Below are 15,956 nucleotides of genomic sequence, written 5' to 3'. Positions count from 1 at the left end.
TGGGTTTCGGGCGGCGCGGCATATTGCTGCGGACGTACTCCGCCGGAGCATGACGGGGGCATGGTGTAGCGCCGTACGATGGCGCGGTGCTGGTCAAGTGGATTCGCTGCACCGTGGTGGACCGCCGCGGTTTCGAGCGGGGGCAGCGGAAATGGGCGGGGTTACTGGGCGAGCCCGGTTTCCGGGGGCAGGGCGGCGGCTGGAGCCGGAGACGGCCGGATGTGGCGCATGTCTTCGGTTTCTGGGAGAGCCGTGCGTTCTACGACTCCTTCATGGCGCGGGCGCACGACCGGCTCGCAGCGGGGCAGTCCGGCACGTACAAGGACATCGAAGCGAAGCTCTTCGACCATCGCTTCGATGTGAAGACCGGCTTCGAACCACGCTTCACCGACGCGGACGTGGTCCGGGTGGCGCACTGCAAGGTGCATGAGGAACGGGTCGAGCACTTCGCGCTGATGCAGGAGAAGGTCTGGAACCCCGCGATGGCCGGCTCGCCGGGCATGCTGCGCGGCGTGTTCGCCGAGGCGCCCGGCCATGAGTTCCTCGTGCTTTCCATGTGGCAGTCGACGGCCGAGCACGGAAAGTACCGGGCCGAGCGGGTCGAGCGGCTCTCGCTGCGAGCGCAGACCGAGACCGATCTGGCGGCCCTGTCCGGCGACGTCGTCCAGCTCGACGCGGACTGGACGGTCTGATCAACTCCCCGTGTCCATAGGGGACTTCACGAACGCGTCTGTCCGGGCGGCGGCGATCAACGCGATGGGGGCGGCGGCCGAGGCGGCGTCGGTGAACGAATCCGTCACCTCGGCGCCCGTCTGGGCATGGCAGCTGAGACGTGGGCGCACAGCGGGGCGGACGGCTGATCGAGGCGAGGGCGGGGATGGATCGGGGATCGGCTGACCGTGCCCGAGATGGCGGAGTCGGCCGGCGAGAAGGTGTTGGTCCGCGGGGCGACGGGGTGGGCGGGTCGACTTTGCTCAAGGAGCTGATGGGCCTGGTGGAACCCGATGTCGGGTCGGTCATGATCGTCTCCCACGATCGGAGGCCGCGGCAGCGCTTCGAGGGGCGGGTACGCCGGATGGAGGCCGGACAACTGCTCGACTGGCGAGCGGACGATCTAGAGTTTGGGCATGGCAAGACCGCGGCGCATCGTTCTGGTCCGGCACGGCGAGTCGGAGGGCAATGCCGACGACACCGTGTACGAGCGCGAGCCCGACCATGCGCTGAGGCTCACCGAGGCGGGCAGACGGCAGGCAGAGGCGACCGGGGAGCGGCTGCGCGCGGTGTTCGGGAGCGAGCGGGTCAGCGTCTACGTCTCGCCCTACCGGCGAACCCACGAGACGTTCCGGGCACTGGGCCTGGACCCGGAGCAGGTACGGATCAGGGAGGAGCCGCGGCTCCGCGAGCAGGACTGGGGGAACTGGCAGGACCGGGACGACGTGAAACTGCAGAAGGCGTACCGGGACGCGTACGGCCACTTCTTCTACCGGTTCGCGCAGGGTGAATCGGGGGCCGACGTGTACGACCGGGTGGGGGCGTTCCTGGAGAGCCTCTACCGCAGCTTCGAGGCACCGGACCATCCGCCCAACGTGCTGCTCGTCACGCACGGGCTCACCATGAGGCTGTTCTGCATGCGGTGGTTCCACTGGAGCGTGGCGGACTTCGAGTCGCTGTCCAATCCGGGGAACGCCGAGACCAGGACGCTGCTGCTCGGGGCGGACGGCCGTTACTCGCTGGACCGGCCGTTCGAGCGGTGGCGCGCCCCGGAGCCGTACGGGATCACCGGATAGAGTGGCTGTGCGATGACCGCTGACTCCTCGACCGAATCACTCGACCCGCGCTTCGAACGCGCGCTGGGCAGCCTGCGGGGGCTGTCCGTCGGCGACGCGCTGGGTTCCCAGTTCTTTGTGCCCGCCAACTATCCCCGCCTGAAAAACCGGGAACTGCCCGACGGCCCCTGGCAGTGGACCGACGACACCGAGATGGCGTGTTCGGTGCTGGCCGTGCTGGCCGCCAAGGGCCGGATCGACCAGGACGCGCTGGCCCGGTCCTTCGCCGACCACCACGACTTCGACCGGGGCTACGGGCCCGCGGTCAACCGGATGCTCCGGCTGATCAGGGAGGGCGGGGACTGGCGGGAGCTGGCCTCCGCGCTGTTCAACGGGCAGGGATCCTGGGGCAACGGTTCCGCCATGCGGATCGCGCCGCTCGGCGCCTGGTACGCCGACGACCCGGAACAGGCCACGCATCAGGCGGAGATCTCGTCCTACACGACGCACCAGCACCGTGAGGCGGTGGTGGGCGCCATGGCCGTCGCGGCGGCCTCGGCACTCGTCGCCGCCCCGGCGGGGCCGCCCGAGCCGGGCGAACTGCTCGACGGGGTGATCGCCCTGGTGCCGCGCAGTGCCGTCGGCGCCGGGCTGCGGCGGGCGCGGGACATGCTTGACTACGACGATGCGGGGACGGTGGCCGCCGTGCTCGGCTCGGGGCGGCGTACCAGTGCGCACGACACCGTGCCGTTCGCACTGTGGTCGGCGGCGCGCGGGCTCGGCGACTACCAGCGGGCGTTCTGGACGACCGCGCAGGTGGGCGGCGATGTCGACACGACCTGCGCGATCGTGGGCGGGGTGGTGGCGGCCGACCGGGCCGGGGCGCCTCCCGCGGCCTGGCTGGAACGAACCGAGGACCTGCCGGACTGGGCCCGGGTGACCCCGGCCGGCTAGCGCCCCAGCTAGCGCCCAGGCTTGCCGGGGCGGAGCTGGGAAATCCCCCGGCGAGGCGGTGTCGATCCGCAGCCGCGTTACGCCCTGCGGCCCCGCCCGCCAGATCGCGGAGGGGGGGTGGCCGCGTCGATCGCGTGCGTCCGAGGTTTCGGGCCGGGGCGCGAGGAGCCCCGGGGACCCAAGGGGCCTACAGGGGCGCGCCGCCCGGTGCGCCGCTCAGAGCTTCCAGGTCGCTCTTGCGGACTTGGATGACGAACACGGCGGTGAGGACCGCCAGGGCGACCAGGGCGACGGCGGCGATGAACGCGGTGCCGATGCCGTGGGCGAGGACCGCGTCGCTCCAAGGGGCGGGCAACTGGCGGGACTTGACGAAGGCCGCCTTCTGCTCGGGCGAGCCGTTCGCCAGGAAGTCCTTGACCTCGGTGGTGGCTTCGTGGCGGCTCGCGGTGCCGAACACGGTGGTCAGGATGGAGAGGCCGAGCGCGCCGCCGACCTGCTGGGTGGCGTTCAACAGCCCGGAGGCGGCGCCGGATTCCCGGTCGGCGACGCCGGAGACGGCAGTCAGGGTGAGCGTCACGAAGTTGAGGCCCATGCCGAATCCGAACATCAGCATCGGACCGAGGATCCCGCCGGCGTACGAACTGCCGGGGTCGATCCGGGTGAGCCATGCCATGCCGAGCCCCGTGAGGGTGGTACCGGTCACCATGAAAGGTTTGGGGCCGAGCTTCGGCAGAAGGTTGGAGGAGAGACCCGCGCCGGTGACGATCGCGACCGTCACGGGAAGGAAGGCAAGGCCTGCCTTGATCGGGCTGTAGTGCAGCACGTTCTGCACGAACAGCACGATGAAGAAGAACATGCCGAACATCGCCGCGGCGAGGCTGAGCATCATCACGTACGTACCGGAACGGTTGCGGTCGGCGAACATCCGCAATGGCGTGATGGGCTGGGCCGACCGGCGCTCCACCGTGATGAAAGCGAACAGCAGCACCACGGCGGCGCCGAACGAGCCGAGCGTGAGCGGATCGCTCCAGCCGTCCGTCGACGCCCGGATGAACCCGTAGACCAGCGCCGCCATGCCCGTCGTGGAGGCGAGCGCGCCGGCGAGGTCGAAGCGGCCCGGATGGCGTTCCGACTCCTTGATGAACCGGGGTGCGAGGAAGGCGATGAAGACACCGATGGGTACGTTGACGAACAGCACCGAGCGCCAGTTCAGCCAGTCGGTGAGCATGCCGCCCGCGAGCAGGCCGATCGCGCCGCCGCCGGCCGAGACGGCCGCGAACACCCCGAACGCGCGGTTTCGCTCCGGGCCCTCCGGGAACGTCGTCGCGATCAGAGCCAGCGACGTGGGCGAGGCGATCGCTCCGCCGATGCCCTGGAGCGCGCGTGCGGCGAGCAACTGCCAGGGCTCCTGGGCGAATCCGCCGAGCAGTGAGGCGAGCGTGAAGAGCAGGATGCCGGTGATGAACATCCGGCGCCGGCCCATCAGGTCACCGGCCCGGCCGCCGAGCAGCAGCAGACCGCCGAAGGTCAGGGCATAGGCGTTGATGACCCAGGTGAGGTCATTGGTGGAGAAGCCGAGGGCGGTCTGGATGTGGGGCAGAGCGATGTTCACGATGGTGGCGTCGAGCACCACCATCAGCTGGCAGGCAGCGATGACGGTCAGGGCTATGCCGGGTCGGGGCGGCCGGTCCTTGCGGCCGGGGCGGGCTTCGGTTGGTCGGGCGGTGTCGATCGGGTTGGGCGTCACGGGTCCCCCTGGAATCCATAGTGAACGCTTCCGTTCACTAATGGGTGACGATAGTGAGTGGCCGAGACCGAACACAAGCCTTTTCCTTGCGAGTTGGGCTTCAGCGGGGGCGGACGGCGTCTGGAACATCGGGGTGACGCTGGGCCACCATGGAGCACGGAGCGCCATCACGCACGTACGCTGCAACCCCCGTCCCGCAAACCGGCTGCAACCCTCGTCCCGCACTGGCTGCGACACCCCTCCCCAAGGGTTTCCAGCCCCGCCCCCAATGGTTCGAACCCCGGCCCCGCTGGCCGAAATCTCGGCCCGAATGGTGGGGGCGCCTGTTCCCAACAGGGGGTATCCGTTCCCCGCGGAGTCCCCAACGGAGAGAAGAACATGGCTACTTCGCGCGCCACCGCCACGGCCACGGCCACGGCGGCGCAGCCCGTCTCGCTGCGCCGCCGTGGCTCCGTTCTGGAGCAGGCGATCCTTGACGCCGCGCTTGAGCAGCTGAGCACGGTGGGCTGGAGCGGCCTCACCATGGAGGGAGTGGCCGCCGGTGCCCAGACCGGCAAGGCCGCGATCTACCGCCGCTGGCCCACCAAGGGAGATCTGGTCGAGGACGCGCTACGGTCCGGACTCCCCGATCTCGACACGGTCGAGGACCACGGTTCGGTGCGCGAGGACCTCTACCAGCTGTGCCGACGGATCCGCGGGACGATGTACTCGCGGTCCGGTCACGCGCTGCGTTCGGTTCTTTACGAGTGTGACCACACCGCGGCCGACCGGTTCCACACTCTGATCCTTCGCCGGGTGATCGAGCCCGCCAACCTGCTCTTCCGGGAAGTGGTGCAGCGGGGAATCGAGAGGGGCGACGTGCGCCCGGATGCCACCGGAGAGCTGGTCTTCGACGTGATCCCGGGGCTGATGATGTTCCGTTCCAAGGTGTGCGGAAGCGAATGGCGGGACGAGGAGATCGCCGCGATGATCGATCAGGTGATGGTGCCGCTGCTGCGCCCCGGTAGTTGCTGAACGGCATACCGCCTGCACCGGCATGCTTCCCTGCACCGTATGCCGCCCGCGCCGGCATGTCGCCCGCACCGGCATACCGCCTGCACCCACGTCCCGCCTGAGCCCAGCCTTGGTGCGGCCACTTCGGTTGCCGGTAGCGAGCCGGCCCGCGCTGCTTGGTGACCTGGGTGTCGGGCGCGGCCCCCGGCGGCGTAACCTTGCAGCGTCATGCCGTACGAACCACCCACCCACAGCGTCGAGCGCTCGATTCGCGCCACCACCGGCGCCAAGATCGTCGCCGGTGTCGACGAAGTCGGACGCGGGGCGTGGGCCGGTCCCGTCACGGTGTGCGCCGCCGTCACCGGACTGCGACGCCCGCCCGCCGGGCTCACCGACTCCAAGTTGATCAGCCCCAAACGCCGCACGGAACTCGCCGCGGTGCTCGAAGGCTGGGTCACCGCCTACGCGCTCGGCGACTCCTCGCCGGAGGAGATCGACGAGCTGGGCATGACCGCGGCCCTGCGGCTGGCCGCCGTGCGCGCCCTGGAAGCGCTGCCGGTGCGGCCGGACGCGGTGATCCTCGACGGAAAGCACGACTACCTCGGACTGCCCTGGCGGGTCCGTACGGTGATCAAGGGGGACCAGTCCTGCGTCGCCGTGGCGGCCGCCTCGGTGATCGCCAAGGTGCGCAGGGACGCGATGATGGCCGAACTGGCGGGCGTGCAGGGGGAGTACGCGGGATTCGGGTTCGCCGACAACGCCGGCTACCCCTCGCCCGTGCACAAGGTGGCGCTGGAGGAGCGGGGCCCGACCCCGTACCACCGGCTGTCGTGGTCGTATCTGGACGGGCTGCCGCAGTGGCGGCACCTGAAGAAGACGCGGCTTTCCGTGGAGGCGGCCGCACTCGAAAGCGGGGGACAGCTCGGCTTCGACTTCTGACCCGGATTCCGGCCGAGTCCCGGAGGTTCTCGGTCCGTTTCCCCCGCCGTCGGGTCCGGTTGCCGGAGTCCTCCGATCCGCTTCGCGGACGTCCGGAAAGTCCGGCGCCACTGCCCGAAATCCCTGGACTTTCACGCCCAGTTGCGGGGAGACTCCGCCCCGATCGCACCTTTGTGCCCCACCCGCCGGTGGCGCTTTCACCGGCATTTGATAGACATCCACTCATGCCTCTCATCCCCGAGGAGCCTCAGATTCACGAGAGTGCCCAGGGTCCCCGCGTCACCCCGGCCGCCGGCCGCACCGCGCAGACCCCTCGCCCCGTACCCGGTCCGCGTCCCGCGGCCGCACCGCGTCCCGGTCGTCCGGGCCCCGGCCCGGCCCGGCCCACGCCCCCCGCGCAGCGGACGCACAGCCCCGCCGCGCAGACCCCGGCGACCCGGTCGAAACCGTCCACCGGGCCGCAGATCCAGCTGATCCCGGCTCCGGCCGACGGCGCGCTCGACGCCGCGGGCGAAGCGGTGGACCTGTTGCTCGACTCCGGCCGCGCGCCGGGCGACATCCTGGTCCTGACCACCGGTGAGCTCCACCCGTGGGCGGCTCACGAGTTGTCCTTCGGTGAGGACGCGTACTGGGCCCAGCACGACGCACGTGACGACGTCTTCTACGCCGGTGCCGGCGCGGTGGGACGGGCTTCGGCCCGGCCGGTCGTGGTCGTCGCCGTCAACGCCGACGACGATGCGGCCGCCGCCGCGCTGCCACTCGCACTGGGCCGTGCCGAGGCGCTGCTCATTGTCTGCGGCGACCCGCAGCGCATCAACGCGGCCCTCGGCGCCGGGGTCTGAACTCCCGGACCGGGTGCGGAGTTGCCCGCGGTCTCGGCTCCTCGCGGGCCCGGGTCCTCACGGGCCCGGCCCGGGAGCCCGGGGTGGGCGCTCCGCAGCGCGGCGGCCGTTCCGCCGTGCCCCGCTCGGGCTCCGTCGCCGTCGGGCTCAGCACTGCACAGGGCGTGCCGGAACGGTTCAGCGCGCTGCCGTCCTGCGCAGCATCTCCACCGCGCCGGTTGCCGAGCGCAGCGACAGCGGCGCGGCCAGTTCACTCTCCGCGTCCGCCAGCGAGCCGGGCCCGGCCGTGGTGCTGGGGCGGCGGCCGCCCCGGCCCTCGCCGAGCACCTGCCAGCCGGCCCGGGTGAGCGTGATGTACGCACCACACCGCAGGCCGTGCAGGGTGCAGGCGTCCCGCAGCCCCCACATCCAGGCGCCGTCCTCCTCCGTCCACCGCTCGTCGCCGTCGCGGCAGTAGAGCAGCACGGCGGTGCGCACCGGAGTGCGGCGGCGCAGATCGTGCGGGATCACCCGGCGCAGATGCGCGAGCAGCGCGTTGCGGAACTCCCAGCCGTCGGCCGGTGTGGCGCGCCGGGTGAACGACGCGCTGGCGGCGAGCCGTTCCTCGTGGTCGAGCACCGCGACGACGGCGGTCGTCGGCGTCGGCAGGTGCCGGGCGTGGAGTCCGCTGACGACCTCGCGGGGATTGCGCAGCAGCGGGATCCCCGCCGCCGCCCACTCGGCGGGCTCCAGGACCCTGGCCAAGCGGTGCGCGGAGTCGGCCGGTATGGGAACGGACGCCGCTGCCGAGGCTGCGGACGGAGCGAATCCGAAAGTCACGGTCCTCCCTTCCGGATACGCGCCCACGGTGCGGGCAGGGTCGGGTGACGGCGCACCACGGCACAGCCCTGTCGGACCACAGGGGGACCGTGCGGGGGCGGCTCCAATTCTCGCTGCCGTACGGTCGGGCGGCAACGAGCAATTGGTGAGGCTGACCCGAATCAGCGGGTATGGCACTCATATCCCTGCCCCGCCCCGGCCGGGGTCATCCCTGCCGCTACGACTGGCTGGCCAGGACCAGTGGGAACACCCCCTCGGCTCCGGAGCGGCGCAGCAGCCTGGCCGCCACCGCCAGTGTCCAACCCGTGTCGCAGGCGTCGTCGACGAGCAGTACCGGGCCCGCCGATCCGGCCAGCGCGGCAGCCAGCTCGTCCGGGACCGTGAACGCGTCGTGCAGGGCACGCACCCGCTGGGCGCTGTTGGACTGGGGGACCCGCTCACCCGCCGGACCCTCGGCGTAGGCGAGTGAGCCGAGCAGCGGCATCCGGCCGATCTCCGCGATCCGCGCGCCCAGCGACGCGACCAGTGCCGGCCGGGTGCGCGAGGGCACGGTCACCACTCCGGCGGGCCGCGCCGGCGCGCCGGCCTCGCCCGAGGCCCAGCCGCCCGGACCCTTCGCCCAGTCGGCCAGGACGCTCACCACCGCCTGCACCACATCGTCCGGCACCGGCCCGTCCGGGGCGCCCGGCGCGAGCATCGGGCGCAGCCGGTTGCCCCAGCCGATGTCCGAAAGTCTTCCCAAGGCCCTTCCGGGGAAGGCCAGTTCGCCCGCCGGAATGCGCCCCTTCAGCTCGATGCCGATCGCGGGCAGACCCGTGGGCCACATCTTGCGGGGCTCCACCTCCACGCCGGGCCTGGTCAGTTCGCCGCGCGCGGCGTCGAGTGCCGTATCCGACACGTCCGCCGTGAAGCGGGCGCCCGCGCAGTTGTCGCAGCGCCCGCACGGCGCCGCCTGTTCGTCGTCCAGCTGGCGGCGCAGGAACTCCATCCGGCAGCCGGTGGCCGAGGCGTAGTCGCGCATCGCCTGTTGCTCGGCCGAACGCTGCCGGGCGACCCAGGCGTACCGCTCGGTGTCGTACGCCCAGGGCTGACCCGTGGTGGTCCAGCCGCCCTTGACCCGGCGCACCGCACCGTCCACGTCAAGCACCTTGAGCATGGTCTCCAGGCGGGTACGCCGCAGCTCCACGAGCGGTTCCAGGGCGGGCAGCGACAGTGGGCGGTCCGCCTGCGCCAGCACGTCCAGGGTGCGCCGGACCTGCTCCTCGGGCGGGAAGGCCACCGACGCGAAGTATTTCCAGATCGCCTCGTCCTCGCGGCCCGGCAGCAGCAGCACCTCCGCATGAGCCACCCCGCGGCCCGCGCGGCCCACCTGCTGGTAATAGGCGATGGGTGAGGAGGGCGAGCCCAGGTGGACCACGAAACCCAGGTCCGGCTTGTCGAAGCCCATGCCGAGCGCGGACGTGGCGACCAGAGCCTTGACCCGGTTGGCGAGCAGGTCGTCCTCGGCCTGCTGGCGATCCGCGTTCTCGGTCTTGCCGGTGTACGAGGCGACGGTGTGCCCGCGCTGGCGCAGATACGCGGTGATCTCCTCGGCCGTCGCGACCGTCAGGGTGTAGATGATCCCGGAGCCCGGCAGGTCGTCGAGGTGGTCGGCGAGCCAGGCGAGGCGGTGGGCGGCGTCGGGCAGGGACAGGACGTTCAGGCTCAGACTCTCGCGGTCGAGGGGGCCGCGCAGCACCAGCGCGTCCGAGCCGCCGCCGGTGCCGAGCTGCTCGGCCACGTCCGCCGTCACCCGGGCGTTGGCGGTGGCCGTGGTGGCAAGGACCGGTACGCCCGGCGGCAGTTCGGCCAGCATGGTGCGCAGCCTGCGGTAGTCGGGGCGGAAGTCGTGCCCCCAGTCGGAGATGCAGTGCGCCTCGTCCACCACCAGCAGACCGGTGGCGGCGGACAGCTTGGGCAGCACGTTGTCCCTGAAATCCGGGTTGTTGAGGCGCTCGGGCGATACGAGCAGGACGTCCACCGCGCCCGCCGCGACCTCGGCCTGGATGGTGTCCCACTCCTCCGGATTGGCGGAGTTGATCGTCCGGGCGGTGATGCCCGCCCTGGCCGCGGCCTCGACCTGGTTGCGCATCAGCGCGAGCAGCGGGGAGACGATCACGGTCGGGCCCGCGCCGGCGGCCCGCAGCAGGGCGGTCGCCACGAAGTACACCGCGGACTTGCCCCAGCCGGTGCGCTGCACGACGAGCGCCCGCCGTTTGTCGGCGACCAGCGCCTCGATCGCCCGCCACTGGTCCTCGCGCAGCCGCGCGGTGCCGGTGGGGTCCCCGACGAGACGGGCGAGGACGGCGTCGGCCTCGGTGCGCAGATCCGCGTTGCTGGTGTGCTCCATGCCCCCATACAACAGGACGGGTCCGACAATCGCGGAACGATCAGTTCCTCATCAGCCGTCTTCGCTGGTCAGGGCGATCCGCCATGGTCCGCGACACTGGCGGATCGCCCGCATCGCCCGCATGATCCGGCTTGAGGGCGACTTGCCACCGGGCTCGGCCCTACATCGCCGGGCTTCCGAGGAGTTCGCGCGCGGTGTCCAGGAATGGGCGCAGGCCGGGTGACGGGTTGCCCTGCGCATGCCAGGAGACGTGCACCTGGGTCTCGCGGCGGGCGTCGGTCCACGGGACGGCCTCCAGCGCGCCGCGTGCCAGGTCCGCCGCCACCGCGATCTGCGGAAGCAGCGCGCACCCCATCCCCTCGGCGACGCAACTGCGCAGCGCGCCGATGCTGGTCACCTCGGCGACCACGGTCGGCCGGGGCCCATGGACGGTGCCCAGCGTTTCGTCGTACATCCGGCGGTAGCTGCAGCCCGGCTCCGTCACCAGGAAGTCCGCGCCCGCCAGTTGGGCCGTGCTCACTTCCTTCATCCGGGTCAGCGGGTGTCCGGGCGGCGCCACCACCACGACGGCCTCGGGGGTCAGCGCCATGCTCTCGAACTCCGGCTCCGTGGGAGGCGGTCCGAACGTGAAGCAGAGGTCCAGGGTTCCTTCGCGCACCCCGGCGCGCGACTGCGACCGGTTGCCCGGCCGCAGCAGGACCCGGACGTTCGGATGGGTCTCGCGGAACCGGGTCAGCAGTGCCGGCAGCCGGTACACGCAGAGCGTCTCCGGCGCCCCGATGGCGAGTTCGCCGACCGGGTCCTCCATGCCCGCGACCGCCGCCCTCGCTTCCTCGGCGAGCTGGAGCATCCGCTCGGCGTATCCGACCAGGCGGTTGCCTGCGGGGGTGAGCCGAAGACGGCGGCCGGAACGATCGAACACCGCCACCCCCAGATCCGCTTCGAGCGACTGGATCTGTTCGGTGACACTGGACTGCGCATAATTCAGTCGCTCTGCTGCCCGCGTGATGTTGAGTGTTTCGGCAACGGTGCGGAACGTGTTCAGCTGACGGAGCTGCATCTCTCGGCCTCCCCCGAACCATCGGCGTTTCCGATGGCGCCATCGGAATTTCCCGTTTCCCCTTCGCCCGGACTCCCTCCAGGCTGTAACAGTCGCAGGTTCACGACTGCGGCCACATCGAATGCGCGTCTCCGAATCGGTAATTGAGAAGGGAACAACCATGTCCTCGCAGCCATCGACGGTGACGGCCACACAAAGAGGGAGTGCTGCGGCGGGAGTCAAACCCGAGGCCGGGATCCGGCGCAAGGGGCTTCTGCTCCTGGGTCTTTCGCTCGGCTATTTCATGGTGTTGCTCGACACCAGCGTAGTGAACGTGGCGCTGCCCGCCATCCGCGATGATATCGGCGGCGGCCTCTCCGGGCTCCAGTGGGTGGTCAACGGATACACCCTCACCTTCGCCGCGCTGCTGCTCACCATGGGCGCGCTTTCCGACCGCTTCGGCGCCCGCCGGGTCTTCCTCACCGGCACCTGGGCCTTCCTGATCGCCTCCGGACTCACCGCCGCGGCACCCGATTTGGGCGTCCTCATCGGCATGCGCGGGGTCCTCGGCGTCGCGGGCGCCGCGCTCCTCCCGGCCTCCATGGCCGTCATCGCGACCGCCTACACCGACCCCGCCCGGCGGGCTCGCGCGCTCGGCGCCTGGGCGGCCATCACCGGTGTCGCACTCGCCGCGGGCCCGGTCGTGGGCGGCGTCCTCACCGACGCTCTCGGCTGGCGCTTCATCTTCGTCATCAATGTGCCGTTCGCCCTGCTCAGCGTGCTCATCACCCGCGCCCTCGCGCCGCAGGTGCCACCCAATCCGCACCGCGCCATCGACCTGCCCGGACAATTTTTGGCCGTACTCACCCTGGCAGGTTTGACGTTCGGCGTCATCCAGAGCGAGCCCGAGGGCTGGACCTCGGCGCCCGTGATCATCGCGCTGGCCATCGGCACAGCCGCCGCCATCGGCTTCATCGCGGTGGAGCGCCGTGAGCCCGGAGTGCGCGGTCCGATGCTGCCGCTCGAACTGTTCCGCAACCCTGCCTTCTCCGTCGGTCTACTCAATGGCCTGCTCGTCAACTTCGGCCTCTCCGGCGTCCTGTTCGTGATGTCCCTCCACTTCCAACAGGGGCTCGGCTACACAGCCATGGCAGCGGGCCTCGCCTTCCTGCCGCTGACCCTGCCCACCGCGTTCAACCCGGTCTACACCGGGTGCCTGGTGGCCAAGAAGGGCCCGCGCGGCCCCTTGATCCTCGGCTTCTCGCTGATGACCGCGGGCGCGCTCATCCAACTGCTCTTCGTGGGCGCCACGGGAGCCGAGCGCTACGCGCCGACCGCCGTCGGCCTACTGGTGTTCGGCTTCGGCGTCTCATTCGCCATCCCATCTTTGGTCACCACGTTGGTGTCCTCAGTACCCAAGGAACAGGCGGGCATCGCATCCGGCGCCCTCAACTCGGCCCGCCAGACCGGCGCCGTGGCCGGTGTCGCCGTACTCGGCTCGTTCCTCCAGGCATCGCCCGGCGACGGCGGTACCAAGGTCGCCCTCTCGGTGGCCGCGGCGGCCCTCGGGGCGGGCGCCGTCCTTGCAGTCGCCTACATCGGTCGGCGAACCGCCAAGTGAGCGGACGGCGGGCGATCCGGTTCACCGGCGCCGGTCTGCCGCGCGGTAGGCCGGGCCCGCCGTCCGCTGATTCTCCGGTTCCTGTATCTCAGGAAATCCGAATTGCTATTCCAGAGCCAATGGAAGTGACCGGCGAGGAACGATTTTGGTACGCAGGTTCCGTACTCGCGGTGAACCGTGACGGATTTCAACTCCAGGTGAAGGTGGGAACTTTCGTGTGGCCGGACTCAGGGACGGCGTATCGAATAAATTCGGTTCCATCCCTCTGATTTCTGCGGAGGGCTGGCCAAGGCGGGATCGCCAGGTGACCGGTGCCGCCGGGTGACTATCTCCAGCGGCCGGAAACGGCGGCCGGTTTTGATGAGTCCTCCGTCACGGTGAGCCGCAGACATCCGAACCTGTGGGCCGCCCCGCGCGGAATCTGGGTATGGAGCCGATGCCTGAACGACACCACTGCAGCGCCAAATCCCGCACCGGGTCGGCGAGAAGCGCAGGGTCGCGTTATGGGCGTCGGCGGCCAGTCACGGCCGCGGTGGGCAGGCCGTGACGAGTCGAACGGGGCGGGCACGGGTTCGAAGCCTGGGCGATGGCGCGTGCGGCATCTGGAGACCCGCCCTGCCGCCACCGGACTCGGCCGTCGCGATTTGTATGACCAGGGGCGATGCCCTGTGGACAAGGTTATCCACAGGGGTGGTGGGAGTTCGGTGATCGCGGGACCGTCGAGACATGCGAGACACGAGCGAACACCACGAATCCGAGTCCTACGAACCCCAGCCCCAGGGATCCCAGTCCCAGGGATTGGAACGCCAGAAGTCCGAATCCCCCGATACGGTGGCCGAGCCCCGGATCACTCTGCGCGGCCCGGCCGAACTCGCCGATGCTCTGCCGTACTTGCTGGGTTTCCACCCCACCGACTCTGCCGTCCTTGTCGCGCTGCACGGCGAGAACGGCCGATTCGGCGGCCGGGTCAGGGTGGGGCTGCCGGCGTCGCCGCAGGAGTGGCCCGACATCGCCGCCCAACTCGCCGACTGTCTGGTCACGGGCAGCGAGCGACGCGGAACGCGGCCCGACGGGATCGTCGTCTTCCTCTGCCAGGATCCGACCGCGGACGGCACCGGGCGCGACGTCATGGAGCGGCTGCGGCCGCTGGCCCAACGCCTGCGCACGGCCTGCGGAAGCCTGGACGTTCCCGTCCTCGAAGCGCTCTGCATTTCCGACGGCCGCTACTGGTCGTACTGCTGCCCCGATACCCGCTGCTGCCCACTGGAGGGAAACGTGCTGGCCCTGCCTGGTACCTCAGTCATGGCGGCTGCGGCGACCTACGCGGGCATTCAAGTGCGGGGATCCCTAAGGGAGATGGAGGAGCGGCTTTCGCCGTGGCGCACGGGAGCGGTGGCAGAGCAGGAGCGAGCGCTTGACGCCGCGGCCGGCCAGTTGTTCCCCCGCATCCTCAGCGAGGGCGGCCGACGTGGCGTGGCCGACGAGACGCTCGACCTGGCGGCGCGGCTCATGCGGCGCATCGCCGACGCACCCCCGCCTCCGGCCCGCGGCACATGCTCGTTCCCGACGGGTGGCCGGGGTGCCACTCTGCTCCTCGGCCGGAACGCGGCGGACGACCTGGACGATGGGCTCATCGCCCATGACGAGGCCGCGGCCGTGATCCTCGGCGTTCAGGACCGCACGACCCGGGACTGGGCCGCCGAGTGGATGGAGGGGCCCGACGCCCAGCCCGCGCTGCGCCTGTGGCGGGCGCTGGCCCGCCGCTGCGTCGGGCCGTACGGAGAGCATGCCGCTGCGCTGCTCACCCTGGCGGGATGGGTCTCCTGGTCGACCGGCGACGACCCGAACGCCAGGGTGGCCCTGAGCATGGCGATGCGCGCGGACCCCGATTACCGATTCGCCGACTTGCTCCACCGGGCCTGCAACCAGGGTCTTGATCCCGAGGAACTCCGCATCTGTCTGAGGCAGGAGCGAGCGGCGAGGCTGGCCTCTGTCGCTGCCGCGTTCGGGAACGAGGGGGAGCCGCTGGAGGTGGCCGAGACGCTTGAGGGGGCGGTAGCGGAGGAGTCGGCATCGAGGATGTCGGAATCTGGGGTGTCGGAGGAAGAGCCGGAGGGATCGGCGGAGGCATCGGAGATGGGGTCGCAGGCGGTGGAGCTACCGGAGCCCACCAGAGGGGTCGAGTCGACTGAGCCGACCACGCCGCCGAAGCCGTCCGTGCCGCCGGAGCCCGCCGCACGCAGGGCACCCCGCGCCAAGCCCCCTCGCGAACCAGCATCGTCGGCGGGGGACCGTCCCAACAGCCGTATGGAAAAGGGGAGTTCGGCACGACGTGAACCGACGCGCCCCAAGTCGGACAAGGTGCGCGAGCGCACTCGTCGGCGGGCCGGGGTGCGAGTTCAGAGGGAAAGGGGGGAGGAGTGATTGAAGGGGTGTAGCCCCAGCAACAGCTCGGAACCGTGCGGGCTGGGGCTCGTCGGCGACCCTGGGGCGGCGAGAGCGGGGTGCCCGTCCGTGACCCGGTCGTACCTCGCGGCGTTCACCCAGATGGCACTGCGGCACTGGCCGCCGTGCTGCACGAGCGACCGGATCCGCTTGGTCCGCCTTCGTGGTCCGCAACGCGCAGAGGGGTACGCATGGCGCCCACCGAACCTCCCCGAACCATCGACCCTGGCATCGGCCTTGTGCCTGGCGTCGGCTCCAGCGCCGGTCGAGGTTCCGGCACCGATACCGGCCCCAACCCCGGCCTCGATGCTGGCCCTGGCCCTAGCCGCCATCCCGGCTGCGGCTCTGGCTCCGCAAGCGGCCGTGGTCCTGGCTTCGGAACTGGTCTCAGTCCTGGCGAGG

The 15,956-nt window shown here is 70.9% G+C and carries 12 protein-coding genes; 8 read left to right on the top strand and 4 right to left on the bottom strand.

Going from position 1 to position 15,956, the window contains the following annotated elements; genetic code table 11:
• Positions 1-86: 86 nt before the first annotated feature.
• From OG522_RS10195 to OG522_RS10185, 3 genes are all read left to right on the top strand, one after another.
• A complete protein-coding gene (locus tag OG522_RS10195; protein WP_329462636.1) occupies positions 87-692 on the top strand; it encodes a YdbC family protein in 606 nt (201 codons plus the stop codon).
• A gap of 435 nt (positions 693-1,127) precedes the next feature.
• Positions 1,128-1,787, top strand: coding sequence for a histidine phosphatase family protein (locus tag OG522_RS10190; protein ID WP_329462635.1), 660 nt, complete (start codon positions 1,128-1,130; stop codon positions 1,785-1,787).
• 12 nt (positions 1,788-1,799) lie between these two features.
• A complete protein-coding gene (locus tag OG522_RS10185) occupies positions 1,800-2,720 on the top strand; it encodes an ADP-ribosylglycohydrolase family protein (protein ID WP_329462634.1) in 921 nt (306 codons plus the stop codon).
• A gap of 187 nt (positions 2,721-2,907) precedes the next feature.
• On the opposite strand, the gene OG522_RS10180 is transcribed toward OG522_RS10185, so the two are convergent.
• Positions 2,908-4,452, bottom strand: a complete 1,545-nt coding sequence (locus OG522_RS10180; RefSeq protein WP_329467531.1) for an MFS transporter — start codon at positions 4,450-4,452, stop codon at positions 2,908-2,910.
• A gap of 393 nt (positions 4,453-4,845) precedes the next feature.
• On the opposite strand from OG522_RS10180, the gene OG522_RS10175 reads away from it, so the two are divergent.
• From OG522_RS10175 to OG522_RS10165, 3 genes are all read left to right on the top strand, one after another.
• Complete coding sequence (locus OG522_RS10175; protein ID WP_329462633.1) at positions 4,846-5,481, top strand: TetR/AcrR family transcriptional regulator; 636 nt, start codon at positions 4,846-4,848, stop codon at positions 5,479-5,481.
• 207 nt (positions 5,482-5,688) lie between these two features.
• On the top strand, positions 5,689-6,399 hold the full coding sequence (locus OG522_RS10170; RefSeq protein WP_329462632.1) for a ribonuclease HII: 711 nt from the start codon (positions 5,689-5,691) through the stop codon (positions 6,397-6,399).
• A gap of 224 nt (positions 6,400-6,623) precedes the next feature.
• Positions 6,624-7,241: a hypothetical protein gene (locus tag OG522_RS10165; RefSeq protein WP_329462631.1), complete on the top strand. Its 618-nt coding sequence runs from the start codon at positions 6,624-6,626 to the stop codon at positions 7,239-7,241.
• Between the two features lie 177 nt (positions 7,242-7,418).
• On the opposite strand, the gene OG522_RS10160 is transcribed toward OG522_RS10165, so the two are convergent.
• From OG522_RS10160 to OG522_RS10150, 3 genes are all read right to left on the bottom strand, one after another.
• Positions 7,419-8,060, bottom strand: a complete 642-nt coding sequence (locus OG522_RS10160; RefSeq protein ID WP_329462630.1) for a hypothetical protein — start codon at positions 8,058-8,060, stop codon at positions 7,419-7,421.
• 217 nt (positions 8,061-8,277) lie between these two features.
• Positions 8,278-10,449 (bottom strand): RecQ family ATP-dependent DNA helicase, encoded by a 2,172-nt coding sequence (locus OG522_RS10155; protein WP_329462629.1) that lies wholly within the window; start codon positions 10,447-10,449, stop codon positions 8,278-8,280.
• A 160-nt stretch (positions 10,450-10,609) separates the two neighbouring features.
• Positions 10,610-11,509 (bottom strand): LysR family transcriptional regulator, encoded by a 900-nt coding sequence (locus OG522_RS10150; protein ID WP_329462628.1) that lies wholly within the window; start codon positions 11,507-11,509, stop codon positions 10,610-10,612.
• A 160-nt stretch (positions 11,510-11,669) separates the two neighbouring features.
• Between OG522_RS10150 and OG522_RS10145 the strand changes: the two genes are divergently transcribed.
• Together OG522_RS10145 and OG522_RS10140 are read left to right on the top strand one after the other, a co-directional pair.
• A complete protein-coding gene (locus tag OG522_RS10145) occupies positions 11,670-13,109 on the top strand; it encodes an MFS transporter (protein WP_329462627.1) in 1,440 nt (479 codons plus the stop codon).
• 726 nt (positions 13,110-13,835) lie between these two features.
• The gene (locus OG522_RS10140; protein WP_329462626.1) at positions 13,836-15,533 is read left to right on the top strand and encodes a DUF4192 domain-containing protein; all 1,698 of its coding nucleotides are present in this window, start codon (positions 13,836-13,838) and stop codon (positions 15,531-15,533) included.
• The last annotated feature ends 423 nt before the right edge of the window (positions 15,534-15,956 follow it).

Origin of the sequence: Streptomyces sp. NBC_01431 (assembly GCF_036231355.1) — a bacterium.
Classification (GTDB): Bacteria; Actinomycetota; Actinomycetes; order Streptomycetales; family Streptomycetaceae; genus Streptomyces.
This window is presented reverse-complemented; position numbering and strand designations above follow the sequence as displayed.